This is a genomic window from Microbacterium sp. ANT_H45B (genome assembly GCF_008369345.1).
Taxonomy (GTDB): domain Bacteria; phylum Actinomycetota; class Actinomycetes; order Actinomycetales; family Microbacteriaceae; genus Microbacterium.
This window is the reverse complement of sequence record NZ_VOBK01000001.1, coordinates 1,277,072-1,299,156: the sequence shown is the minus strand read 5'-3', so window position 1 is coordinate 1,299,156 and position 22,085 is coordinate 1,277,072. Positions and strand designations below refer to the sequence as shown.

Annotated in this window: 23 protein-coding genes, 1 tRNA gene and 1 riboswitch; of the genes, 15 read left to right on the top strand and 9 right to left on the bottom strand. The window is 68.7% G+C overall.

Annotated elements, in window-relative coordinates; genetic code table 11:
- Positions 1–822: 822 nt before the first annotated feature.
- The 4 genes from FQ142_RS06305 to galU form a co-directional block, all read right to left on the bottom strand.
- Positions 823–898 (bottom strand) — tRNA-Ala (locus tag FQ142_RS06305).
- A gap of 47 nt (positions 899–945) precedes the next feature.
- The gene (locus FQ142_RS06300; protein ID WP_149422623.1) at positions 946–1,791 is read right to left on the bottom strand and encodes a hypothetical protein; all 846 of its coding nucleotides are present in this window, start codon (positions 1,789–1,791) and stop codon (positions 946–948) included.
- Between the two features lie 77 nt (positions 1,792–1,868).
- The gene (locus tag FQ142_RS06295; RefSeq protein ID WP_149422700.1) at positions 1,869–2,480 is read right to left on the bottom strand and encodes a GNAT family N-acetyltransferase; all 612 of its coding nucleotides are present in this window, start codon (positions 2,478–2,480) and stop codon (positions 1,869–1,871) included.
- A gap of 46 nt (positions 2,481–2,526) precedes the next feature.
- Positions 2,527–3,414: a UTP--glucose-1-phosphate uridylyltransferase GalU gene (gene galU / locus FQ142_RS06290; RefSeq protein ID WP_056420477.1), complete on the bottom strand. Its 888-nt coding sequence runs from the start codon at positions 3,412–3,414 to the stop codon at positions 2,527–2,529.
- 40 nt (positions 3,415–3,454) lie between these two features.
- Here galU and FQ142_RS06285 point away from each other — a divergent pair, with 40 nt between their 5' ends.
- The 3 genes from FQ142_RS06285 to mscL are packed head-to-tail and all read left to right on the top strand — an operon-like array spanning position 3,455 to position 4,785.
- Complete coding sequence (locus FQ142_RS06285) at positions 3,455–4,051, top strand: 5-formyltetrahydrofolate cyclo-ligase (RefSeq protein WP_149422622.1); 597 nt, start codon at positions 3,455–3,457, stop codon at positions 4,049–4,051.
- 15 nt (positions 4,052–4,066) lie between these two features.
- The gene (locus FQ142_RS06280; RefSeq protein ID WP_149422621.1) at positions 4,067–4,339 is read left to right on the top strand and encodes an FmdB family zinc ribbon protein; all 273 of its coding nucleotides are present in this window, start codon (positions 4,067–4,069) and stop codon (positions 4,337–4,339) included.
- A 23-nt stretch (positions 4,340–4,362) separates the two neighbouring features.
- Positions 4,363–4,785: a large conductance mechanosensitive channel protein MscL gene (gene mscL / locus FQ142_RS06275; RefSeq protein ID WP_149422620.1), complete on the top strand. Its 423-nt coding sequence runs from the start codon at positions 4,363–4,365 to the stop codon at positions 4,783–4,785.
- Positions 4,786–4,901: 116 nt separating this feature from the next.
- Here mscL and FQ142_RS06270 read toward each other — a convergent pair whose 3' ends face one another.
- Both FQ142_RS06270 and FQ142_RS06265 read right to left on the bottom strand, forming a co-directional pair.
- Positions 4,902–5,129, bottom strand: a complete 228-nt coding sequence (locus FQ142_RS06270) for a hypothetical protein (RefSeq protein ID WP_149422619.1) — start codon at positions 5,127–5,129, stop codon at positions 4,902–4,904.
- Positions 5,122–8,817 (bottom strand): AAA family ATPase, encoded by a 3,696-nt coding sequence (locus FQ142_RS06265; protein WP_410477428.1) that lies wholly within the window; start codon positions 8,815–8,817, stop codon positions 5,122–5,124. Before FQ142_RS06265 ends, FQ142_RS06270 begins: the two co-directional genes overlap by 8 nt.
- Positions 8,818–9,027: 210 nt before the next feature.
- Between FQ142_RS06265 and FQ142_RS06260 the strand changes: the two genes are divergently transcribed.
- Positions 9,028–9,543, top strand: coding sequence for a methylated-DNA--[protein]-cysteine S-methyltransferase (locus FQ142_RS06260; protein ID WP_149422618.1), 516 nt, complete (start codon positions 9,028–9,030; stop codon positions 9,541–9,543).
- A gap of 76 nt (positions 9,544–9,619) precedes the next feature.
- Here the strand turns inward: FQ142_RS06260 and FQ142_RS06255 are convergent, their stop codons facing one another.
- Complete coding sequence (locus tag FQ142_RS06255; RefSeq protein WP_149422617.1) at positions 9,620–11,257, bottom strand: cation acetate symporter; 1,638 nt, start codon at positions 11,255–11,257, stop codon at positions 9,620–9,622.
- Entirely contained in the window at positions 11,254–11,601 is a 348-nt protein-coding gene (locus tag FQ142_RS06250; RefSeq protein ID WP_149422616.1) for a DUF485 domain-containing protein, read from the bottom strand. The genes FQ142_RS06255 and FQ142_RS06250 overlap by 4 nt, the downstream gene beginning before the upstream one ends.
- Positions 11,602–11,710: 109 nt before the next feature.
- On the opposite strand from FQ142_RS06250, the gene FQ142_RS06245 reads away from it, so the two are divergent.
- The 3 genes from FQ142_RS06245 to FQ142_RS06235 all read left to right on the top strand — a co-directional run bounded on the left by FQ142_RS06245 (position 11,711) and on the right by FQ142_RS06235 (position 13,421).
- A complete protein-coding gene (locus FQ142_RS06245) occupies positions 11,711–12,568 on the top strand; it encodes a LuxR C-terminal-related transcriptional regulator (protein WP_149422615.1) in 858 nt (285 codons plus the stop codon).
- A gap of 65 nt (positions 12,569–12,633) precedes the next feature.
- Positions 12,634–12,701: riboswitch (guanidine-III (ykkC-III) riboswitch) on the top strand.
- A gap of 11 nt (positions 12,702–12,712) precedes the next feature.
- On the top strand, positions 12,713–13,039 hold the full coding sequence (locus tag FQ142_RS06240; RefSeq protein ID WP_056420452.1) for a DMT family transporter: 327 nt from the start codon (positions 12,713–12,715) through the stop codon (positions 13,037–13,039).
- A 37-nt stretch (positions 13,040–13,076) separates the two neighbouring features.
- On the top strand, positions 13,077–13,421 hold the full coding sequence (locus tag FQ142_RS06235; protein WP_056420449.1) for a histone-like nucleoid-structuring protein Lsr2: 345 nt from the start codon (positions 13,077–13,079) through the stop codon (positions 13,419–13,421).
- Between the two features lies 1 nt (position 13,422).
- Here the strand turns inward: FQ142_RS06235 and FQ142_RS06230 are convergent, their stop codons facing one another.
- On the bottom strand, positions 13,423–14,067 hold the full coding sequence (locus tag FQ142_RS06230) for a MarR family winged helix-turn-helix transcriptional regulator (RefSeq protein WP_149422614.1): 645 nt from the start codon (positions 14,065–14,067) through the stop codon (positions 13,423–13,425).
- Positions 14,068–14,144: 77 nt separating this feature from the next.
- On the opposite strand from FQ142_RS06230, the gene idi reads away from it, so the two are divergent.
- The 8 genes from idi (at position 14,145) to FQ142_RS06190 (ending at position 22,079) form a co-directional block, all read left to right on the top strand.
- Entirely contained in the window at positions 14,145–14,666 is a 522-nt protein-coding gene (idi, locus tag FQ142_RS06225) for an isopentenyl-diphosphate Delta-isomerase (RefSeq protein WP_149422613.1), read from the top strand.
- A 29-nt stretch (positions 14,667–14,695) separates the two neighbouring features.
- On the top strand, positions 14,696–15,748 hold the full coding sequence (locus tag FQ142_RS06220; RefSeq protein ID WP_262492066.1) for a polyprenyl synthetase family protein: 1,053 nt from the start codon (positions 14,696–14,698) through the stop codon (positions 15,746–15,748).
- A complete protein-coding gene (locus FQ142_RS06215) occupies positions 15,745–16,650 on the top strand; it encodes a phytoene/squalene synthase family protein (RefSeq protein ID WP_149422611.1) in 906 nt (301 codons plus the stop codon). Before FQ142_RS06220 ends, FQ142_RS06215 begins: the two co-directional genes overlap by 4 nt.
- On the top strand, positions 16,647–18,248 hold the full coding sequence (crtI, locus tag FQ142_RS06210) for a phytoene desaturase family protein (RefSeq protein WP_149422610.1): 1,602 nt from the start codon (positions 16,647–16,649) through the stop codon (positions 18,246–18,248). The genes FQ142_RS06215 and crtI overlap by 4 nt, the downstream gene beginning before the upstream one ends.
- Entirely contained in the window at positions 18,248–18,589 is a 342-nt protein-coding gene (locus FQ142_RS06205; RefSeq protein WP_149422609.1) for a lycopene cyclase domain-containing protein, read from the top strand. Before crtI ends, FQ142_RS06205 begins: the two co-directional genes overlap by 1 nt.
- Entirely contained in the window at positions 18,586–18,915 is a 330-nt protein-coding gene (locus FQ142_RS06200) for a lycopene cyclase domain-containing protein (RefSeq protein ID WP_149422608.1), read from the top strand. The genes FQ142_RS06205 and FQ142_RS06200 overlap by 4 nt, the downstream gene beginning before the upstream one ends.
- Positions 18,912–19,799 (top strand): prenyltransferase, encoded by an 888-nt coding sequence (locus FQ142_RS06195; protein WP_149422607.1) that lies wholly within the window; start codon positions 18,912–18,914, stop codon positions 19,797–19,799. The genes FQ142_RS06200 and FQ142_RS06195 overlap by 4 nt, the downstream gene beginning before the upstream one ends.
- A gap of 93 nt (positions 19,800–19,892) precedes the next feature.
- The gene (locus FQ142_RS06190) at positions 19,893–22,079 is read left to right on the top strand and encodes an MMPL family transporter (RefSeq protein ID WP_149422606.1); all 2,187 of its coding nucleotides are present in this window, start codon (positions 19,893–19,895) and stop codon (positions 22,077–22,079) included.
- Positions 22,080–22,085 lie beyond the last annotated feature (6 nt).

Genomic DNA, 22,085 nt, shown 5'->3' with positions numbered 1-22,085 from the left:
CCTGAGCCAGGATCAAACTCTCCGTAAAAAAGAAATGCATACCCCACCGGGAAAACGGTGACGCAGCGAGTTTGATGCTGACCAAAGAGACAAATTCATTGCTGACTTCATCCGAATGCCAACCCCCGAAAGGAGTTGGTCTTTGATCCAAAGGAATTCTCACCCAGCCGAAGCTAGACGAGGATAATTTGGCATTTGACAAGTGCACGCTGTTGAGTTCTCAAGGATCGGATGCTCCCACGACCCAGTCATCACAACCAGGCCCGAAGGGCAACTTCTCTATCTTATCTGTGTCATTCAGGCTGTCAATTCGACACACCGTGATGATCAGAACCAGATCTGCAGCTCGGGGCTCAAGGCCGCCGAGGCAACTTCACTAGCTTATCCGTTTCGGACTCGCTGTCAAATCGACCGCTTGTCCGAGGTGGACGCTCCAGGTCAGACAGAAGTGTGTCTGCGATCTTCTCCGAGGAGCTGATCGAGTGGAGGTGGTTCTCCGCTTGAGGGGGGTAAGGCTCTCGGCCTCTCCGCTTCCCTGTGGGGCGAACAAGTAATAAGTTACGCGGGATGCGGGGTTCCGGCAAATCATGGGCGCCCGCCGGGCGTGTCGCCCGTATTCCCGCGGAGTGGGGGCGCAGCAGCCGGCTGCCGAAGCCGTGACGACTCCCCCGCCCGAGCGGGGGTGCGCAACCCAGGCGGTGTCACACGGGAGGGATCTGCTGCACGCACCCACACGAAGAAAGCCACCGGGGAACCGGTGGCTTTCTTCGTGATGATCCATCCGGACCCTCGGGACGATTCCCGTGTTCCGGCTGATCACTGTGGTGGACCTAAGGGGATTCGAACCCCTGACCTCCTCGATGCGAACGAGGCGCGCTACCAACTGCGCCATAGGCCCTTACGTGTTCTACGCTATCACGCTCGCCGCGCCACTCGCGTCGCGCATCATCCGGCTGCGCGCTTGGCGAGGAGGTCGCGGACGTGCGCTTCGATCTCCGCGTCGTCGACGTAGCCCATCCGGGCGAAGGGCGACGCTGCGGCCGGCATCTGCACGGGGGTGGGCGGTGCCATCTCCTCTGCGCGGGCGCGGAGTTCGGCGAGGCGGGCCGCGGAGCGACGCCCCTCCTGTGCATCCATCTCGGCGCGTGCCACCTGAGCGCGAGACCCCGTCACGGAGACGAGGGGCTCGGGCAGCGGACGCGGTGTCCAGGTCGCACGGCCCTGATCATGCAGCGCCGGCGCAACCCGCTCCACCGGCTTCGCCTCGACCCGCACCGCACGACGTGCCGCGCGCGCCGCGACCGAGGACATGCGCTGCAGGGCGATGCCCGACACGATCACCAGCACAGATCCGACCCAGATCAGCAGCGGTGCCTGCACGGTCAGCAGCTGCCAGACCCCGAGCCCGACCAGGGTGAACCCGAGCAGCACCGCGGACGTCGCGGTCAACCGCACCCGCCGACGGGCGCGAGCCTGCCGCACGGCAGGATCCGCCTTCGTGGCGGCCAGCTCTTCACGGAGCAGGGCGAGTTCGCCGGCTTCCTTCTCGGACTGCAGTCGCTTCGCGAGCTTCTGCTGCGCCAGCGCCGTTCTGGCATTGAGTTCGAGGCGGACCTCCGTGGGCGTCTCGCTGGTCTCCGCGAGCACCCGGAGCGCCTGGTTCAGTCGAACGGCGTTGCGCTCGGCGGCGTCGTACTGGAAACGTCCCCGCCAGGAGGGCAGCAGATAGAGCATCCACAGGAGCACAGCGACGAGCACGATCACTCCCCCGCTCAGCACCGGCCCGTCCATGTCGACAACGGTACGGGAAGATCGTTGCTCGGAGCCCTCAGGCGGGGCGTGTGTCGCGACGAGTTCAGGGGCCTGAGTCAGATCGCGAGTCGGTCGGAGGGAGGGATGGTCGCGGCGTCCGGTGGGACCTCTCCACGCAGCCATCGCGCCAGCACTCCCTGCGGCACGTCTTCGCGGGTCAGCGAGAAGGCGTAGTGGTCGCGCCAGTCCCCGTCGATGTGGATGTACCTGCGGCGCAGTCCCTCATAACGGAAGCCGAGCTTCTGGACGATGCGCAGGCTCGCGGCATTCTCCGGACGGATGCAGATCTCCATGCGGTGCAGCGCGAACTCGGTGAAGCAGGCATCGGTTGCCAGGGCGACAGCGGTGGGCGTGATGCCCTTGCCCGCGAAGCGCTCGCTGACCCAGTAGCCGATCGTCGCCGAGCACAGAGATCCGCGTGCCACTCCCCACACGTTGAGCTGGCCGGCGATCTCGCCGTCGTACTCCATGACGAACGGATAGCCGGACCCGTCGCGGTACTGCTGCAGGAGCCGGCGGATGCTGAGCCTCATGTCGAAGGAGACGGCACCGTACGGCACCGTCGCCTCCCACGGCTGCAGCCAGGATCTGTTGCTCAGCAGCTCGTGCTGAAGCGTCCTGGCATCGCGAGGGCGCACGAGGCGCAGCTCGATGGGACCATGCCGCATCCCCGTCGCCTGATCCATCCGAGCGCTCCCCACGCCGCGATGACGCCTAGAGGCGTTCCGCGAACTCCTTGAGCCACGGCCGCAGCTCGGGGCCGAGGTCCTCGCGGTCCGAGGCGAGCTGGACGATCGCCTTGATGTAGTCGACCCGGTCGCCGGTGTCGTAGCGTCGGCCGCGGAAGACCACGCCGACGACGCCGGGTCCTTCGGGGCGCGTGGCGAGCTCCTGCAGAGCGTCCGTCAGCTGGATCTCGCCGCCCTTGCCCGGCTCCGTGCGCTCGAGCACCTCGAAGATCGACGCCGGCAGCACGTAGCGGCCGATGATCGCGAGGTTCGAGGGGGCGTCCTCCTGTGCGGGCTTCTCGACGAGGCCGGTGACGCGCACGGCATCCGATCCTTCGAGCGGCTCGACGGCGGCGGCGCCGTACATGTGGATGTTGGCGGGGTCGACCTCCATGAGGGCGATCACCGCGGCACCGCTGCGCTCGTGCTCGGCGATCATCGCGGTGAGCAGCGGATCGCGCTCATCGATGAGGTCGTCGCCGAGGAGCACGGCGAACGAGCTGTCGCCGACGTGGGTGCGCGCGCGCAGCACTGCGTGACCGAGGCCCTTCGGCTCGCCCTGACGGACGAAGTGGATGTCGGCGAGATCGCTCGACTGCACGACCCTGGCGAGGCGCCCCGTGTCGCCCTTCTCCATGAGCTTCACCTCGAGCTCGGGAACCGAGTCGAAGTGGTTGGAGATGGCGTTCTTGTTGCGCCCGATGATCACGAGGATGTCGTCGATGCCGGCACTCGCGGCCTCTTCGACGACGTACTGGATGGCCGGCTTGTCGACGACAGGCAGCATCTCCTTCGGCATCGCCTTCGTCGCGGGAAGGAATCGTGTCCCCAGTCCGGCGGCGGGAATGACAGCCTTCATCTTCTGTGTACCCATCCTGACAGCCTAGCGGGGATGCCGCCGTAGACTCGGAGGCATGTCCACCGACGTCGAGCACCAGAAGCGCGCACTGCGCGCCGAGCTCCGCGAACGACGCCAGCTGTTGAGCGACGCACAGCGCGAGACCGCGGCATCCGCGATCGCGCAGCGTCTGGACGACCTCGTCGAGACGCTCGGTGCGCGATCGATCTCGTGCTTCCTGTCCTCGACGACCGAGCCGGGGACCAGGGAGTTCGTCACCGGTGCCGTCCGTCGCGGCATCCGCGTGCTCCTCCCCATCACCCGCGCGGACGGCCTGCTGGACTGGGCCGTCGCCACCGAGGACGACGAGGTGGTCGAGGGGCTCTTCGGTCTGCCGGAGCCGACCGGCGAGGTCCTCGGACCCATCGCCGTCAACGACGTCGACCTCATGATCATCCCCGCAGCAGCCGTGGATCGCGGCGGTATGCGGATGGGGTGGGGCCGCGGATACTTCGACAAGACCATCGGCTCGATGGAGAGGTGCCCGCCCGTCTACGCGGTCATCTATGATTCCGAGGTACTCGATCTCCTGCCCCGAGAGGTGCATGATCAGCCGGTCACCGGCGTCGTCACCCCCACGCAGACCCTTCTCCTGTCGCAGCAGCGACACTGACCCTCGAGGATCGCCATGCCGACCTATGCCTATGCCTGCCGCTCCTGCGGCCACGCCTTCGACGCCGTGCAGAGCTTCTCCGACGACGCCCTGACCGTCTGCCCCGAATGCGGCGGAGAGCTGCGCAAGCAGTACGGATCGATCGGTGTGACGTTCAACGGATCCGGGTTCTATCGGACCGACTCGCGCGCCGGGTCTGGTGCTTCGTCCTCCGCCCCGGCATCATCGAAGTCCGAGTCGAAAGCGAGCACCGCTCCGGCGCCCGCGACGACGTCCACCACTTCCTGACATCGATCACTGAGGGGCACATCATGCTCAAGGGCTTCAAAGACTTCATCCTGCGCGGCAACGTCATCGATCTCGCCGTCGCCGTCGTCATCGGCACCGCATTCACGGCGATCGTCACCGCCGTGGTCAACAGCATCATCACCCCGCTCGTCTCCCTCTTCTTCAAGGCGGATGCGACGGGCCAGTTCGGCCCGCAGCTGACGAGCATCTACGGCGACACCGTGACCTTCCCGCTCGGCGACCTGATCTCGGCGGTCATCAGCTTCCTCTCGGTCGCCCTCGTCGTGTACTTCGTCTTCGTGCTGCCGATGAACACCTTCAAGGCGCACGTCGAAGCGCGCAAGGGCACTCCGGCCGAAGAGCCGCAGGAGGAGCCGGCCGCGGCCACCGAGGCCGAGCTGCTCGTGGAGATCCGCGACCTGCTCGCTCGCAATCCTCGCAGCTGAGACTCCTCGCAGCTGAGACTCGACGCAGCTTAGACTCGACGCATCACGACGCGCACGGTCCCTCCGGGCCGTGCGCGTCGTCGTATTCCCTGCGTGACGCGCGGATTACGCGCGGGTCAGTAGTGCGGGGGAACGTCCTGCATCAGACGATCGTCGTTCGGACCGGCGGGTCGCGCATCGCCACGCACCCGGCGCGCGACGAAGGCCGGGGACTGCGCCGCCCCGACCGCGGATCCCTCAGGATCGGTGTCGGTGCCGTCGACGGGGGTGAGCCTCGCGCGGCGAGATCCCGGCACCCGCACGACCTGCTGCCGTGCGGGGACGGGCTCGCGCTCGTCAGTCATGCTGCGGATCGATGAGATCGATCGGCTGCGTGTCGTTCTCGGCTCGTGCGGCGGATGCCGAGATGCCCAGCACCTCGCCGATCCGTGCGGCTGCGGTCACCGGGTCGCTGTAGAGGTCGAAGGCGTGCACGCGCACGTAGTGCCAGCCGAGGCGGCGCAGGACGTGCGGGCGCAGACGCAGGGTCTCGCGCAGCGACTCGCCGCGGGACTCCGGATCGGGCTCGATGACCACGGCCTTGCCGCCGTACTGGGCCACGAGCGGCAGCAGCCCGCGATAGTCCACGTCGACCGCGGCGCCCAGACGGCGCAGCTCCCTGGCGAGCGCCAACGTGAGCGGATCCGCGAGATCCTCCAGGCGGGCGTCCCTGCCTCGGGCGGCGAGTCCCCCGAGGATCGACATCAGCGTGGCGGCTCCGTGCTCGAGTCGGCCGTCGTCGAACGACGAGGGGCGGATCGACGAGACGATGACCATGGATCGTCGGGCCCGCGTCATACCGACGGTGAGCAGTCGTTCACCGTCGGGAGTGGAGAGGTCGCCGAAGTCGCTCAGCACGCGGCCGTGCTTGGTGAGTCCGAATCCGAGCGAGAAGATCACCCGATCGCGGCTCTCGGCGACCGACTCCTCGAGAGTGAGCACGGAGAAGGGCTCGGCGGTGTCGCGACCGACGAAGTCCGCGACGTCGGAGCGACCGGCGAACGCCGACGTGACCGCCGCGCGCACGCGCTCGGCATGCCGACGGCTGGCCGTGACGACCATGAGCGATTCATCCGGACGGTGCACGGCATGCTCGACGACCAGGGTGACCACGCGGGCGACCTCGGCCTCGGGACTCTCGACAGCACCGGAGATCGGGTCGGGCGCACCGGTGCCGCCCTCCACGTAGTCCACGGTGAGGCTGCCGCGACCGAGATAGGACCCGGCCCAGGGCAGCGAGACGATCTCTCCCCCGTAGAACGCGTCGTTGATGAGCTCGGCGAGGTCTTCGCCACCCGCGCGATAGCTGCGGGTCAGCGTCATGACAGGCAGCAGCTCGGACAGACGCTCGAAGGCCGAGACGGAGTCGAAGGGAACCTCGTGCTCCCATTCGTCGCCCGGATCGACCGCGACGTGGAACGGGGTCGGGAGCTGGGTGACGGGGTCGCCGAAGGCGACCACCTGACGGGCCCTGCGGATCGCCGGGGCGGCCTCGGCGAGGTTGATCGCGGCGGCGTCGACGAGCAGCACGGCGTCGAAGTCGACGGAGTCCGGGATCTGCGGGACCAGATAGGGCGAGGAGATCCAGACCGGCGCGAGCACATCGACCAGAGTCGGCGCGGAGCTCACGATCTCAGCGGTCGTCGTCGCGGGCTGCTTCAGCGCCCGCCGCAGGTTCTGCGATTCCTGGGGCTCGTCGACGATCGCGATCTTCCACTGGTTCGCCAGCTGCCAGGCCAGCAGCGGGCCCGCCATGGCGGCATGCGCCTCGTCGACGAGACGGAAGTCGCGCTCGAGCCTGTCGACCACGGCCGTGTTGGCGCCGAGCAGCGCGCGGTCGTCCTGCAGCGCGCGCTCGAGGAGTGTCTGCCACCACGCGAACTCGAGCTCGTCTCCCACGCGCGCCTCGGCGACGTGGCGCACCGAGAGCTCGGCCAGCAGCGGCTCGAGCCCGAGATCGGCGAGACGGTCGCGCAGCTGCGCCCGCTCGACGAGGTTGTCGAACACGTCGGACTTCGCCGCGAGACCGGCGAGGGTGCGCACCAGACGCGCGACCGGAAGCGTCGCCAGCGGCTCGCGGCGTCCGAGCGCCACGTCGAGCTCGGCGAGCTCCGCCGTCACGCGCTGCCACGCGGAGTACACGTCGGCGAGTCCGAGCGGGACCTCGGGGGCGACGCCCGCCTCGACGCAGCGCTGCCACTGGGTGCGCTGTGCCTGGATGCGGAGCAGGGAGTCGTGCATCTCGGTGACATGCACCCCTGGGCGCACGTACTCCTTGGCGAGGCGACGGAGTCGGCGGCGGTTCGCTCCGGACATGTTGGGAGCATCCCGCCGGGACCCGTGGGCCTGGATGAGCTCGCCCAGCGGTCGCTCGAACACGGTCGGGCTGAACCGATCGAGGGAGTCGCGGATCCCCTGCAGCAGTCGCAGGTACTCCCCCAGCTCGTCGATCGTCGAGAACGGGCGCATGTGCGTCTGCGAGATCAGCGCGTAGCCGCGCTCCAGGAGCGCCGGAACGCTGTCGGCGTGCAGGCGACCGGCGAGCTGATGAGCCGATCGTGCGGCCTCCGTGCTCGAGAAGGTCACGCCGTACCACGGGGAGTCGTCGGGGCCGAAGCGGAACTCTCCGAGACGCGCTGCCTGCGCGAGAGCGGATGCCGCCGCCGAGCGGTCGTCGGCCAGCGTGCGCAGCGTCTCGGTGCTCAGACGCGCGGTCGTCGAGGGCGGCGTCGGGAGCGAGGCCAGCTTGGTCAGGTGACGCGTGGCGTCGAGCACCGATGAGCCCGTGCCCGCCACCGGGGCGGTGAGCGCATGACGGTAGTCGCGCAAAACCGTGCGCAGTCGCACGAGCGCGTCGTCGACGTCGCTCACCTTCGGCGCCGTGGCCTTCTCGTTGCGGCCGATCGCCCGCACGAGATCACGGCGGACGCTCGCCGGCGACACCGCGAGGCTGTCGAGGCCGATGCCAGCGAGGCGATGACGCACGCCGTCGAGGGTCGATCGTCGCGCGGAGACCACGAGCACGCGCTTGCCGCCGCGCACGAGCTCACCGAGCGCGTTGATCACGGTCTGGGTGCCGCCCGTGCCCGGAAGCGTGGCCACGGTCAGCGAGTGACCGGCGGCGATCCTGGCGAGGACGGCCTCCTGCTCGGCATCCGCATCGAGCAGCAGGTTGTCGGATGCCGGTGCGCGGTCGTCCGGTCCGGTGTGGTGAGGCGCGGGTCGGCGTGCGGAGACCTGCTCACGGTCGCCGACGTGGCCGGCGAGGGCGTTGAGCACGATGTGGTCGAGGCTGCCCCCGTCACGCGACATCGCACCGCCGACATCGGCGAACGTCGAGACGACGAGTCGGGGCAGCACCGTGAAGGTGTCGATCGAGCGGGTCGTGGCCCGGAGGCTGTCGATCACGGGCTGCGGTTTGAAGATCCCGCCGTCGTAGGCGAGCGACGCGAGGGCCGCGGCATCGATCGTGATGCCGAAGTGCTCCCGCGCGATGCGGACGAGCTCGGGGTTGACCTCGAACGCCCCCTGCAGCTTGAGCTCGAAGTCGGAGTGGTGGCGCCGGATCGCCAGAGGGCGCAGCAGCACGGGAGCGGCGAAATCCGCGCCCCCGATGCGCCAGCCCGCGACACCGACCGCGAGGTGCACGGCTTCGATCCCGCGGACCGTGCGCAGCTCGGTGTTCTTGGCGGTGATCCGCTCGGCGGCGAGCCTGGCCGTGCGCAGACCCACCTCGTCGCGGAAGAGATTGGAGAGGAGGGTCGATCTCCCGGTGATGAACTGCGGCAGGCTGCCCGGATGCGCCTTGGAGATGTCGATGCTCGACTCGACCGTGTCGCGGAAGTTCACCAGAGGCGAGGAGCCGCCCAGATCGGCGGCCTCGGCACGCAGTCGGGTCCGTGCGGCCTCCGCCGCATGCGCGATTCCGGAGACGGGTGCGGAGCCGAGGGGCGTGCCCAGGGTCACCGAGGCATCGATCGCTGCGTCATCCACAGCCTTGCCTTCACGTCGCCACACACCTCACACCCTAAGCGCGACACGCTCGCGAGGCTGTATCCCTGGCGGGTTTCACCGTATTTCCGCAGTCGTCGCGCACCGCTGCAGCCCCGCACTCCTCCTGCACCGGTTCACGAGGAACGCTGAGCCTCCCCCGCTCCCGTGATCCGGCCGCGTGCTCGAAGGCCGGGGCGTCAGTATGGGTGCATGACCTTCCGCTACGACTTCGCCCCCACCCCGTTCGGGGATGCGCTCGCGGTGTTCTCCGACGACGGCATCGTCCGGTTCGACCTCTCGGAGTCCGACGACCCCTCCGTCCCCTGGCTTCTCGAGAACGTCTCGCATCGTCTGGGCGCCGTGCCGGAACCGGCGCCCGGCGCCGCCGACGATCTCTCCGCCCTGCTCGACGACTACTTCGACGGAGTCGCCGTGCGCTTCGACGAGCAGCTCGCCTGGGACTGGCGGCTGGTCGACGGGTTCGCGCGCGCAGCACTGCAGACCATCGCGACGATCGAGTGGGGAGAGACGATGAGCTACGGCGAGGTGGCGGCGCTCGCGGGCCACCCGGGGGCGGCACGGGCGGTGGGCACCGCCTGCCGCAACACCCCGTTCTCGATCATCGTCCCCGTGCACCGGGTCGTCCGATCCGACGGCTCGCCGGGGCACTACGGCGCGTATCCCGAACGCAAGCGCTTCCTGCTCGATCTCGAGACGGCGCGGTGACGACGACGTGGACCCCGACGAGTAGGCCGTCGGGGTCCACGTTCCGCTCACCCGCGCGACGGCGGGCTCGGAGCGGTCAGTGATCGACCGCCTTCTCCGCACCGAACCCGGTGAGCGAGCGCACCTCCATCTCCGCGGCGAGTTGCGGGGATTCCTTCGTCCGGCTCGTGATCGTTCCGAGCCAGCCGAGGAAGAACCCGAGCGGGATCGACACGATGCCCGGGTTGTTCATCGGCCACAGCACGATGTCGATCCCGGGGATCATCGAGGTGGGTGAGCCGGAGAAGACCGGCGACAGCACGATCAGGATGATCGCTGCCGCGAGCCCGCCGTACATGCTCCACACCGCACCGCGGGTGTTGAACCGACGCCAGAAGAGCGAGTAGAGGATCGTGGGCAGGTTGGCCGATGCCGCCACCGCGAACGCCAGCGCGACGAGGAAGGCGATGTTCTGCCCCTGGGCGCCGATCCCGCCCACGATGGCGAGGATGCCGATCACGACGACCGTGCGACGGGCCACCCGCACCTCGGCATTCGGATCGGTCACGACCGGCGCGCCCGAGGCATCCTTCCTGCCCTTCTGGATCACGTTCGCGTAGATGTCGTGCGCGAAGGACGCCGCAGCCGTGATCGTGAGCCCCGCGACCACCGCGAGGATCGTGGCGAACGCGACCGCCGAGATGAACCCGAGGAGCACGGGCCCACCGAGGTAGAGCGCGAGCAGCGGGGCCGCGGAGTTCGGCCCACCGGGGGCGGCCGCGATCACATCGGCACCGACGAGTGCACCCGCGCCGTAGCCGAGCACCAGCGTCAGCAGGTAGAACCCGCCGATCAGCCAGATGGCCCACACCACCGATCGCCGCGCCTCCTTGGCCGTCGGCACCGTGTAGAAGCGCATCAGCACGTGCGGGAGTCCCGCGGTGCCCAGCACCAGCGCCATGCCGAGAGACAGGAAGTCCCAGGGGTTCGCGCCGTACTGCAGACCAGGTCCGAGGATCGCCTCGCCCTTGTCGGAGTTGGCGACGGCGGCTTCGAGAAGCGTGTTCAGGTTGAACCCGTTGATGGCGAGCACCCAGATCGTCATGGCGATGGCGCCGCCGATGAGCAGGAACGCCTTGACGATCTGCACCCAGGTCGTGCCCTTCATGCCGCCGATGAGCACGTACACGATCATCAGCACGCCGACCACCGCGATCACGATCGACTGCCCCACGCGGCCGTCGATGCCGAGCAGCAGCGAGACCAGTCCGCCGGCGCCCGCCATCTGTGCCAGCAGATAGAAGAAGCAGACCGCGAGGGTCGTGATCGCGGCCGCCATGCGCACCGGCTTCTGCGTGAGCCGGAAGGAGAGGACGTCGGCCATCGTGAACTTGCCGGTGTTGCGCATCAGCTCGGCGACCAGCAGCAGGGCGACGAGCCAGGCGACGAGGAAGCCGATGGAATACAGGAACCCGTCGTACCCGTTGATCGCGATCGCCCCGCAGATGCCGAGGAACGACGCTGCCGACAGGTAGTCGCCGGCGATCGCGAATCCGTTCTGGGGGCCGGTGAACGAGCGTCCGGCCGCGTAGTAGTCGGCGGCCGTCTTGTTGTTGCGGCTCGCGCGGATGACGATGAACAGCGTCACCGCCACGAAGGCCGCGAAGATCGAGATGTTGAGGATCGGGTTGCTCTCGACCGTAGGAGCGGCGGTCGCCGCGTGCACGGCGTTCATGCGTCACCCTGCGCCTTCTCGAGACCTTCGCGGATCTCCGTCGCGATCGGATCGAGCTTCCTGTTCGCGAATGCGACATAGCCCATCGTGATGGCGAATGTGGTGACGAACTGGCCGAGCCCCATCAGCAACCCGACGGTGATATCACCCCACACCCGCTGCGACATGAAGTCGATCGCGAATGCGGCGAGCAGGACATAGACGAAATACCAGATCACGAAGAATGCCGCGAGCGGGAAGATGAACGACCGCTGGGTCTTCTTCAATTCACGGAATCGGGGGGATTCTTCAACCGCGATGTAATCGATCGCGCCTGCGGAATCCGCCGTCGGATGGTCGGTCATGGGGCCTCCTTGCCACATGGTCTACGGCTCGCCCTCGCCTGCCGGGCGAATGATAGGGTCGACGCTACGAAACGGGGAACAGCGCCGTCACCCCCGAAAGTAGGTAGTCGTGAGCACATCGACCGCGAGCGAGTCCGAGACCGACCTCGTCGCCCGGGCGGTGCGCGAGCTCGCCCAGCGCACGAGGTTCCCGGTGACGTTCGGCGGCCTGATCGACGACGGGGTCGTCAGCGTCACGAGCATCGTCGGCAACCGCACCCGCAGCCTCGACGGCCTGCGCGTCAAGCCCGAACGCGGTCTGGGTGGCCGGGCGATGATGGAGCTGCGTCCGCGCATGACGAACGACTACGGGTCGTCGCGGCAGATCACCCACGACTACGACGTCTTCGTGCTCGGCGAGGGGCTGCGCACCCTGCTCGCACTGCCGATCATCGTGGACGGACGCCCCCGCGGAGTGCTCTACGCCGGGTCCTGGGACCGGACGCCGGTGGGGGGCGTGACCACTGCCCCCGCGATGCAGGTCGCCCATTCGGTCGCGGAGGAACTGCGTATCCGCGACGAGGTGGAGCGACGCCTGCGGGCCGCGGGCCCGGCATCCGATGCGGTGCCGGCGCGTCAGCGCGAAGAGCTGCGGGAGAGCTTCGCCGAGCTCCGCAGCATCGCGGCCTCGGTCGACGACGCGGAGCTGCGCGCGCGCATCGCCCAGGTGGAGCGCCGGCTGCTGACGCTGTCGGGGGATGCCGCGTCCCCGACGACGGGCCCTATCACGACCGTGCATCTCTCGCGACGAGAGACGGACGTCCTCGCCTGCGCGGCCCTCGGCGCGACCAACGGCGAGATCGCCACCCAGCTGGGTCTGCGCGAGGGCACCGTGAAGGCCTACCTCGGCACGGCGATGTCGAAGCTGGACGCATCCACCCGGCACGCCGCGGTCACGAAGGCACGTCGGGCGGGGCTGCTCCCCTGACCGAGGCCGTGGGGCCGCAGGCAGCCGGTGCACAGCCCCTGCCCAGCGCGCACGGCTAGCCTGGATGACGGTCGGCGATCACCGACCCCGGACGAGGCAGACCAGTACCCGGTGAGCGCAAAGACTGGTCCGAAAGGACCACTCATGTCGTGGATCGTGCTGATCGTGTCCGGAGTCCTCGAGGCCGTGTGGGCGACCGCTCTCGGCAAGTCCGAGGGATTCACCAAACTCTGGCCGAGCGTCATCTTCGTCGGCGGACTGCTGCTCTCGATGGTCGGCCTCGCCTTCGCCATGCGCGAGATCTCCACCGGCACCGCCTACGCCGTGTGGGTGGGCATCGGCGCCACTCTCACCGTCGTATGGGCGATGGTGACCGGAGAGAGCGATATCTCCTGGCCGCGCATCCTGCTTCTTCTGGGATTGGTCGGCTGCATCGTCGGGCTGAAATTGATCGACCCCGGTCACGAATAAATGCGCAGCTATTCGCCGCTCGCGGTAATGTCATCACATGGCTAGAAGAATTGTGCACCAGTTGGTCGATGACATCGATGGGTCGGTCCTGGAGGTGGGCGAAGGCGAGACCGTGCATTTCTCGCTGAATGGCACCTCGTACGAGATCGATCTGAATACCGCGCATGCCGAAGAATTGCGCGCGGCGCTCGAGCCGTACATCTCGGCAGGACGTCGGGCCGGGTCCTCCGCGGCGACGCGCTCCGCTGCACCGAGAAAGCGTCAGGGACGCAATCCCGAGGTCGCCGCGATCAGGGCCTGGGCGAATGACAACGGCTACACGCTGTCGGAGCGGGGACGCATTCCCAATCCGGTCGTCGAGGCATACAACGCCGCGCACTGACTCACTCGGAGGTCGCGACTCCGGCCTGGGCCCACGGCTCATCCCGGATCGCGATCTCCTGCGCCATGTCGGAGAGGAAGCGGATGACCACATCCCGCTCCTCCGACGTCAGTCGCGCAGCCGAGTAGAACCGTTTCGCCTGCTGCTTCCCCACCGTCTCCATGGCCGCCCGGCGGGTCTCCGGAGTGATCGAGATCGCGAGCGCGCGTCGGTCGGTCGGGTGCGGCTCCCGACGGATGTGCCCACCCTTCTCGAGCCGATCCAGCAGCTTGGTGGTCGATGCCGTGGAGATCCCCAGATGCGTGGCGATCGCGCCCGGCGTCGCGGTTCCCCCGCGATTCTCCGACACGATCAGGTAATGCAGCGCTCTCATGTCCGTGTCATTCAGACGCATGTAGCGCCGCGACGCCAGAGACAGCTTCTGCTCCGCATCCCTGAGTTCACCCAGGGCCCCCATGACCTGCGCGATCTGCCGAAGATCTTCGGGATCGACGCCCGAGCGGTCGATCAGAGTGCTGCGGGGATCGCTCGAATCCACGTCGTAGAGCGCGGCGTGCGACAGCCTCTCGGCGAACTCGCCTTCCCGTGCCACGAGGGCGTCCGACGCACCGTCCCCCGGGGGACTGGCGTCGGGTCCGTTGCGCATGACATCATGCTACACACCATTGGATTCATGTTATGTTGATTATTAGCTAAGCTAGCGAAATCAAGGAGGTTCCCCCGATGGATGAGGTCACCCTCCTTTCCCCTGACGGAGTCGCGATCGGAGTCCTCGCGAAAGACGCGGTGCACACGACCGACACCCCCCTGCACCTGGCCTTCTCGTGCTACGTGCTCGACCATGAAGGACGCCTGCTCGTCACCCGCCGCGCCCTGTCGAAGCGCACCTGGCCGGGCGTGTGGACCAACAGCTTCTGCGGACATCCCCGCCCCGACGAGGTCATGACGGATGCCGTCCGGCGGCGAGCGCTCGACGAACTCGGCCTTCGGATCACCGACATCTCCCTCGCCCTCCCGGACTACCGCTACCGCGCGGTGGATGCGAGCGGCATCGTCGAGAACGAGATCTGCCCCGTGCACGTCGCCATCGCCGACGGCGCACTCTCCCCCGACTCCGATGAGGTCGCGGAGTGGGCGTGGGTTGATCCCGCCGACTTCGCCCGGTCGGTCGACGGCGCGCCCTTCGCCTTCAGCCCCTGGCTCACCGAGCAGCTCCCCCGGCTTCGCGAGCTCGGAGTCTTCTGATCATGCCCCCGGTGGCGTTACGAGAAGACATGAGCACCCGCCTCGAAGAGGTGCTGAGACAGCGGTTCGCCTTCCACTGCGAGAATGCGGAGGCATACGGCCGCGAGTTCGCCGCGCTGTGGCGCGCGACGGCGGATCACGCTCTCGGCGGCAAGCTCGTGCGCCCGCGGCTTCTTCTCGACATCCACCGCGCACTCTCCCCCGACGCGGGTGAGGAGCCGAACCTCGCGGCAGTGGACATCGCGGCGCACATCGAACTGCTGCACTACGCGTTCCTCCTTCACGACGATGTCATCGACGGCGACCTGACGCGACGCCGGCGACCCAACCTGATCGGCGCGCTCGCTGCGGGAAGCCCCGGCGTGACCGAGGAGGACTCGCTGCACTGGGCTCGCTCGAGTGCGATCCTGATGGGAGATCTGCTGCTCTCGGCGGCCATCATGGGGTTCGCCCGAGCCGATGTCCCTTCGCACGCCCGCTCCCGCCTTCTCGATCTGGTGGAGCAGACGATCCTCGAGACCGTGGCGGGCGAGCACACCGACGTCGCGCTGAGCCACGGCATCATCCCCTCGGACGTCGACACGGTCCTGGCCATGAGCGTCTACAAGACCGCGACGTACTCGTTCTCCCTTCCCCTGCGGGCGGCCGCGCTGCTCGCCGGGTCCTCCGTCTCGGCGGAGCAGACGCTCGAAGACGTCGGACGCCGCCTGGGCCTCGCCTACCAGCTGCAGGACGACCTGCTGTGCGTGTTCGGCGATCATCGGGCCCACGGCAAGGACGCCTTCTCCGATCTGCGCGAGGGCAAGGAGACCGCGATCATCGCCTTCGCGAGGTCGACCGATGCGTGGCCGCAGATCGCCCCGCGATTCGGAGCGGTCGACCTGAGCCTGCAGGACGCCACGGCGATCCGCGACCTGCTGCGGGGCTGCGGCGCGGAGCGGTTCGTGGTGGGCCTGATCGGCGAGCAGCTCGACGGCGTCTACGCACTGCTTAGCGAGGCCGAGCGCGACGGACAGATCACCTCGGACGCGGCACGAGCGATCCTCGTCTCCGCCTCCCGCCTCGAAGGACGACAGGTATGACACCGACCCGCGACGGCTCCCCCGAGGAGAGCCTCGGCCGATTCAGCCGCGCCGCCGACACCGCATCGACCGAAGTGATCCGCACGTACTCCACGTCTTTCGGCCTTGCGACGCGCCTGCTCGGCGAGCGGCACCGTCAGCACGTGCGCAACATCTACGCGATGGTGCGCATCGCCGACGAGGTCGTCGACGGCGTCGCCGCTCAGGCCGGACTCGATGCCGCCGCGCAGACGGAGGCGCTCGCGTCGTACGTCGCCGAGACGCACCGTGCGATGCGGGCGGGCTACAGCACCGATCTCGTGCTGCACGCCTTCGCCAGGACCGCTCGGGATTGCGGGATCGGCGAGGACCTCACGCAGCCCTTCTTCGACTCGATGGGTGCCGACATCGCCGCCGAGGCGGACTTCACCCCGTACGACGCCGACGCGCACGCCCGCTACGTCTACGGCTCGGCCGAGGTGGTCGGCCTCATGTGCCTGCAGGTGTTCCTCCGCGGCGAGCGCCGCACCGCCCGTGAACGGGAGATCCTGACCCACGGCGCCCGCCGGCTCGGCGCGGCATTCCAGAACGTGAACTTCCTGCGAGACCTCGCCGACGACACCGACAGACTCCAGCGGGGGTACCTCGGCGGATCGGCACGGCTCACCGACGCCGACAGAGACGACTGGGTACGCACCATCAGAATGCAGCTCACCGACGCGCGGCGCGCGATCCCGCTCCTGCCGAAGGACGCCCGCGCCGCCGTCCGCAGCGCACTCGCGCTCTTCGAGGCCCTGACGACGAGGATCGCGAGGACCCCGTCCGCCGTGCTCTACGAGAAGCGGGTCAGAGTGCCCGATCCGATGAAGGCCCTGCTCACCGCGCGCGCCGTGCTCGTGACATCGCTGGAGCGCGACCGATGAGCCGGGTGGCCGTCGTCGGCGCCGGGGTCGCGGGCCTGGCCGTCGCGGGGCTGCTCGCCCGCGACGGACACGAGGTGACCGTCTACGAGAAGAACGACAGGGTCGGCGGCCGCGCGGGCACGATCGAGCGCGACGGCTTTCGTTTCGACTCCGGTCCGTCGTGGTATCTGATGCCCGAGGTGTTCGACCACTTCTTCGCGATGATGGGCACCAGCACCGAAGCACAGCTGGATCTCACGCTGCTCGACCCCGGCTACCGCGTCTTCCGGGAGCCGTCGGCAGACGGCTCCCCCTCTCCGTCCGTCACCGTTCCCGCGGGGCGCGACGAGGTGTCCCGGCTGTTCGAGTCGCGCGAGCCGGGTGCGGCGAAGGCCCTCGATGCCTACCTCGACTCCGCGCACGAGGCCAGGGTGATGGCCGAGCGCTACTTCCTCTACAACCCGTTCACGCGGCTGCGCGGGTTGATGACCCCCGAGGTGCTCCGTGCGCTCCCGCGTCTGTTCACGCTGCTGGGCACGCGCCTGCAGTCGTTCGCCGCCCGCCGGTTCCGCGATCCGGTGATCCGCCAGCTGCTCGGCTATCCCGCGGTGTTCCTCGGCACGGACCCCCGCACGGCGCCGGCGATGTACCACCTGATGAGTGCGCTCGACCTCGATGAGGGCGTGAGCTATCCGCAGGGCGGCTTCTGGCGCGTCGTCGAGAGGATCGCCGCCGTCGCGGAGTCCGCCGGGGTCCGGATCGTGCGCAATGCCGATGTCACGGCCATCACGACCGGGATCCGTTCCGGGATCCCCACGGCCACAGGCCTCGAATGGCGCGACGCCGACGGCGTCGCGCACGCGGTCGAGGCGGACATCGTGGTGTCGGGCGCCGACCTGCACCACACCGAGACGGCGCTGCTCCCCGCCCATCTGCGGACCTACCCCGACTCGTGGTGGCAACGGCGCACGAGCGGCCCGGGCGCGGTGCTCGTCATGCTCGGCGTGCGCGGCTCGCTTCCCGACCTCCCGCATCACTCGCTGTTCTTCACCGAGGACTGGGACGCCAACTTCGACGCCATCTTCGGCGATGAGCCGACCATCCCCGCCCCCGCGTCCATCTACGTGTGCCGCCCCAGCGCGACCGACGACTCGGTGGCGCCGGAGGGGCACGAGAACCTCTTCGTGCTGGTGCCGATCCCCGCCGACACCGCACTGGGCGGCGGCGGATCCGACGGTGCGGGCTCCGCGCTGATCGAGCGCACGGCGGATGCCGCGATCGACCAGATCGCCGCCTGGGCCGGCATCCCCGACCTGCGTGACCGCATCGTCGTGCGCGAGACCAAGGGACCCGCTGACTTCCGCGAGGAGTACAACTCGTGGCGCGGCGGGATGCTCGGACCCGCGCACATCCTGTCGCAGAGTGCGATGTTCCGCGCGCAGAACGCATCGCGCCGCGTCGCCGGACTGTACTACGCCGGAGCCACGACCGCACCGGGTGTGGGCGTGCCGATGTGCCTGATCAGTGCCGAGATCGTGCTCAAGCGGATCCGCGGAGACCACTCCAGCGGACCGCTGGACGCCCCCGTGACGGCCGATCCGGCGGCGAGCGCGTCGTGATGGGGTTCGTCTACCTCGCGGTCCTGCTCCTCGTCCTCGGCTGCATGCTGCTTCTCGATCGACGCTTCCGGCTCTTCTTCTGGAAGGACGCCGTCTCGGCATCCCTCGTCACGATCCTCGGCCTCGCGTTCTTCCTGATCTGGGACATCGCCGGCATCGCCGGGGGGATCTTCTTCCGAGGTGACGCGGTCGTCGCGACCGGCATCGTGCTCGCACCGGAACTGCCGATCGAGGAGCCGGTGTTCCTGCTCTTCCTGGTCGTGTGCACCATGGTCCTCCACACGGGCTCGGTACGGCTGCTGTCGACACGCGCCCGGACCCGGAGCGAGGTGCGCCCGTGACCTATCTCGAGCTCTCGGCCTGGTTCGTCGGCGCCGCCGTGATCGCCGCGATCGTGCTCTCGCTGATCGCGGGCCGGCGGCGCGCACGTCTCGGGGCGATCGCCCTGACCCTCGTGGCCCTCGTCATCCTCACCGCGGTGTTCGACACGCTGATGATCGCGACCGGGCTGTTCCACTACTCGCCCGCGCATCTGCTCGGCGTGCACATCGGCCTCGCGCCGCTGGAGGACTTCGCCTATCCGATCGCCGGCGCCATCCTGCTCCCGGCAGTGTGGGCCGTGCTGCGCGCCCGGCGCGGCCGCCGTGATGCGGAGGAGATCTCATGACCTCCGCCACGCGCGGCTCTCTGGGGCGCGACATCGCGCAGATCGTCCTGTCGTCGCGTCCCATCAGCTGGATCAACACCGCCTTCCCCTTCGCCGCGGCCTACCTGCTGAGCACGCGTGACGTCGACCTGACGCTGATCATCGGCACGCTGTACTTCCTGGTGCCGTACAACCTCGCCATGTACGGCATCAACGACGTGTTCGACTACGCCTCGGACCTGGCGAATCCGCGCAAGGGCGGTATCGAGGGCGCTCTGCTCGCACCGCGCATCCACCGCGCCACGCTGTGGTCGGCGGCGATCACGAACATCCCGTTCCTCGTCTATCTGGTGATCGTGGGAAACCCCGCCTCGTGGTTCTGGTTGGCGGTGAGCGTCTTCGCGGTCATCGCGTACTCCGCACGCGGGCTGCGCTTCAAGGAGCGGCCGTTCCTCGACTCCACGACCTCCAGCCTGCACTTCGTCACACCGGCGATCGTGGGGCTGACCCTGGCGGGCGCGATGATCACGCCGACGGTCGCGCTCGTGCTGGTCGCCTTCTTCCTCTGGGGGATGGCGGCGCATGCGTTCGGCGCCGTGCAGGACATCGGCCCCGACCGCGAGGGCGGAATCGGCTCGATCGCCACGGTGATCGGAGCCCGTGCGACCGTCCGCCTGTCGATCGCGCTGTGGACGCTCGCGGGGATCGCGATGCTGTTCACCGCGTGGCCCGGCCCGCTCGGCGCTCTCCTCGCCGTGCCCTACATCGTGAACGCGGCCCCGTGGTGGACGGTGACCGACGAGAGCTCCCCCGGCACGAACCGCGCGTGGCGCCGGTTCATCACCCTGAACTACTTCGCCGGGTTCCTCGCGACGATGATCCTGATCCTCGCCTGGGTGTCCTGAGCGCCGCCGCTCCCGACCCCCGCACGCGCACCCGCAACGACTCCCCCGCCGTACCTTGCCCGACTCTCCCGCACAGTCCTCGAGAGGAAACCGATGTCCAGCCCTGAGCATGCGCCGACCCCGCCGATCCGAGAGCGTTCGCGGCGGCGTTCCTGGGTGCGCGTCCTCCTCCCCGTCGCACTGATCCTGGTCTGGCTGGTCGGAGCGGGACTCGGAGGGCCGCTGTTCGGCAAGGTCGACGAGGTCTCCTCGAACGATCAGACGAGCTATCTGCCGGAATCCGCCGACGCGACCCAGGTGCAGAAGCTGCTGGGCGCGTTCACCGACAGCGACGCCATCCCCGCGATCGCCGTCTTCGTGGGCGACGGCGAGCTGTCGGAGTCCGATCTGCAGACGATCTCGGATGCCGTCGCCGACGCGCCCTCGACCGAGGGCGTGAGCGCGGACGTCTCGCCGGCCCTCACCTCCGACGACGGACGGGCCGTGCAGGCCTTCATCCCGATCGAGGGCGACGCGGAGCTCGCGGATGCGGTCGACGCGCTCGGTGCCCAGCTCCGCGAGGCCGCACCGGCCGGGGTGACCGTGTACGTCACGGGCCCAGCCGGGTTCAGCGCCGACCTCGTCGCCGGATTCGCCGGCATCGACGGGCTGCTGCTCGGCGTCGCGCTGCTCGCCGTACTGGTGATCCTCGTGCTGGTCTACCGCTCGTTCCTGCTGCCGCTCGTCGTGCTCTCCACGAGCCTCTTCGCGCTCTGCGTGGCACTTCTGGTCGTGTGGTGGCTGGCCAAGTTCGAGGTCTTGCTGCTCAGCGGGCAGACCCAGGGCATTCTGTTCATCCTCGTGATCGGCGCGGCGACCGACTACGCCCTGCTGTTCGTCGCCAGGTTCCGCGAGGAGCTGCCGGTGATGCAGGACAAGGGAGCCGCTGTGCTGGCAGCCTGGAAGGGCTCGGTGGAGCCGATCGCCGCCTCGGGCGGCACAGTGATCGCGGGACTCCTGTGCCTGCTGCTGAGCGACCTCAAGTCCAACAGCACCCTCGGCCCGGTGGCCGCGATCGGCATCGTGTTCGCGATGCTCGCTGCGCTCACCCTGCTGCCGGCACTGCTGCTGCTGTTCGGCCGGGCGGTGTTCTGGCCTCGACGTCCGGCGTTCGAGCCCGAGGTCGTCGCCGAGGAGCACGGCATGCGCACGACCGGCCTGTGGGCGCGGCTCTCGCACCTGATCACCAGGCGCCCCCGCGTGATCTGGATCGCGACCACCCTCGTCCTCGTCGCCGGCGCCGCCGGGGTCCTGCAGCTCAACGCGAGCGGTGTCCCGCAGTCCGACCTCGTGCTGGGAAGCTCGGAGGCCCGAGACGGCCAGGTCGCTCTCGGCGAGCACTTCCCCGGCGGATCCGGCAGCCCGGTGTACGTCATCGTCGCCGAGGAGGATCTCCAGGACGCGGCCGATGTGCTCCTGGCCGACGACGGCATCGACGGCGTGACCGTCGCCGCATCCGACTCCCCGAGCGGTTCGGCCCCCGTCACCGCGGACGGCCTGCAGGCGGTCGGTCCTCCCGGCACGGCGGTGCCGGAGCCGACCGTCGTCGCGGGCGACGTGCTGGTGCAGGGCACCCTGACCGACGCGGCGGACTCCGACGCCGCCGCCGCGACGGTGCGGGAGCTGCGCACCTCGCTGGACGATCTGGATGCGCTGGTCGGCGGGGTCACAGCCACCGCGGTGGACACGAACGACGCCTCGATCCACGACCGCAACCTGATCATCCCCGTCATCCTCGTGGTGATCATGGTCATCCTGATGCTCCTGCTGCGATCCGTCCTCGCACCCGTGCTCCTCATCATCACCACGGTGCTGTCCTTCGGCACCGCGATGGGGGTGTCCGCGCTGGTGTTCAACGGCGTGTTCGACTTCCCCGGGGCGGATCCCGCCGTTCCGCTCTACGGTTTCGTGTTCCTCGTCGCGCTGGGCATCGACTACAACATCTTCCTCATGACGCGGGTGCGGGAGGAATCGCTCGCCCACGGCACGCGCGAGGGCGTGCTCCGCGGTCTCTCGATCACGGGCGGCGTGATCACGTCGGCGGGGCTCGTGCTCGCTGCGACCTTCGCGGCGTTGTCGGTGATCCCGATCCTGTTCCTCGCGCAGCTCGCGTTCATCGTCGCGTTCGGTGTGCTGCTCGACACGTTCGTGGTGCGCTCGCTGCTCGTGCCGGCGCTCGCGTACGACCTCGGTCGAGTGATCTGGTGGCCGTCGAAGCTGTGGCGCAGCGGTCGCGACTGAGGTCGA

Excerpts from the sequence above, each read along its gene's own strand:
- FQ142_RS06300 (WP_149422623.1), bottom strand. The coding sequence starts at position 1,791 with ATGGACGGGCCGGTGCTGAGCGGGGGAGTGATCGTGCTCGTCGCTGTG.
- FQ142_RS06295 (WP_149422700.1), bottom strand. The coding sequence starts at position 2,480 with ATGCGGCATGGTCCCATCGAGCTGCGCCTCGTGCGCCCTCGCGATGCC.
- galU (WP_056420477.1), bottom strand. The coding sequence starts at position 3,414 with ATGGGTACACAGAAGATGAAGGCTGTCATTCCCGCCGCCGGACTGGGG.
- FQ142_RS06285 (WP_149422622.1), top strand. The coding sequence starts at position 3,455 with ATGTCCACCGACGTCGAGCACCAGAAGCGCGCACTGCGCGCCGAGCTC.
- FQ142_RS06280 (WP_149422621.1), top strand. The coding sequence starts at position 4,067 with ATGCCGACCTATGCCTATGCCTGCCGCTCCTGCGGCCACGCCTTCGAC.
- mscL (WP_149422620.1), top strand. The coding sequence starts at position 4,363 with ATGCTCAAGGGCTTCAAAGACTTCATCCTGCGCGGCAACGTCATCGAT.
- FQ142_RS06270 (WP_149422619.1), bottom strand. The coding sequence starts at position 5,129 with ATGACTGACGAGCGCGAGCCCGTCCCCGCACGGCAGCAGGTCGTGCGG.
- FQ142_RS06260 (WP_149422618.1), top strand. The coding sequence starts at position 9,028 with ATGACCTTCCGCTACGACTTCGCCCCCACCCCGTTCGGGGATGCGCTC.
- FQ142_RS06255 (WP_149422617.1), bottom strand. The coding sequence starts at position 11,257 with ATGAACGCCGTGCACGCGGCGACCGCCGCTCCTACGGTCGAGAGCAAC.
- FQ142_RS06250 (WP_149422616.1), bottom strand. The coding sequence starts at position 11,601 with ATGACCGACCATCCGACGGCGGATTCCGCAGGCGCGATCGATTACATC.
- FQ142_RS06240 (WP_056420452.1), top strand. The coding sequence starts at position 12,713 with ATGTCGTGGATCGTGCTGATCGTGTCCGGAGTCCTCGAGGCCGTGTGG.
- FQ142_RS06235 (WP_056420449.1), top strand. The coding sequence starts at position 13,077 with ATGGCTAGAAGAATTGTGCACCAGTTGGTCGATGACATCGATGGGTCG.
- FQ142_RS06230 (WP_149422614.1), bottom strand. The coding sequence starts at position 14,067 with ATGCGCAACGGACCCGACGCCAGTCCCCCGGGGGACGGTGCGTCGGAC.
- idi (WP_149422613.1), top strand. The coding sequence starts at position 14,145 with ATGGATGAGGTCACCCTCCTTTCCCCTGACGGAGTCGCGATCGGAGTC.
- FQ142_RS06220 (WP_262492066.1), top strand. The coding sequence starts at position 14,696 with ATGAGCACCCGCCTCGAAGAGGTGCTGAGACAGCGGTTCGCCTTCCAC.
- FQ142_RS06215 (WP_149422611.1), top strand. The coding sequence starts at position 15,745 with ATGACACCGACCCGCGACGGCTCCCCCGAGGAGAGCCTCGGCCGATTC.
- crtI (WP_149422610.1), top strand. The coding sequence starts at position 16,647 with ATGAGCCGGGTGGCCGTCGTCGGCGCCGGGGTCGCGGGCCTGGCCGTC.
- FQ142_RS06205 (WP_149422609.1), top strand. The coding sequence starts at position 18,248 with ATGGGGTTCGTCTACCTCGCGGTCCTGCTCCTCGTCCTCGGCTGCATG.
- FQ142_RS06195 (WP_149422607.1), top strand. The coding sequence starts at position 18,912 with ATGACCTCCGCCACGCGCGGCTCTCTGGGGCGCGACATCGCGCAGATC.
- FQ142_RS06190 (WP_149422606.1), top strand. The coding sequence starts at position 19,893 with ATGTCCAGCCCTGAGCATGCGCCGACCCCGCCGATCCGAGAGCGTTCG.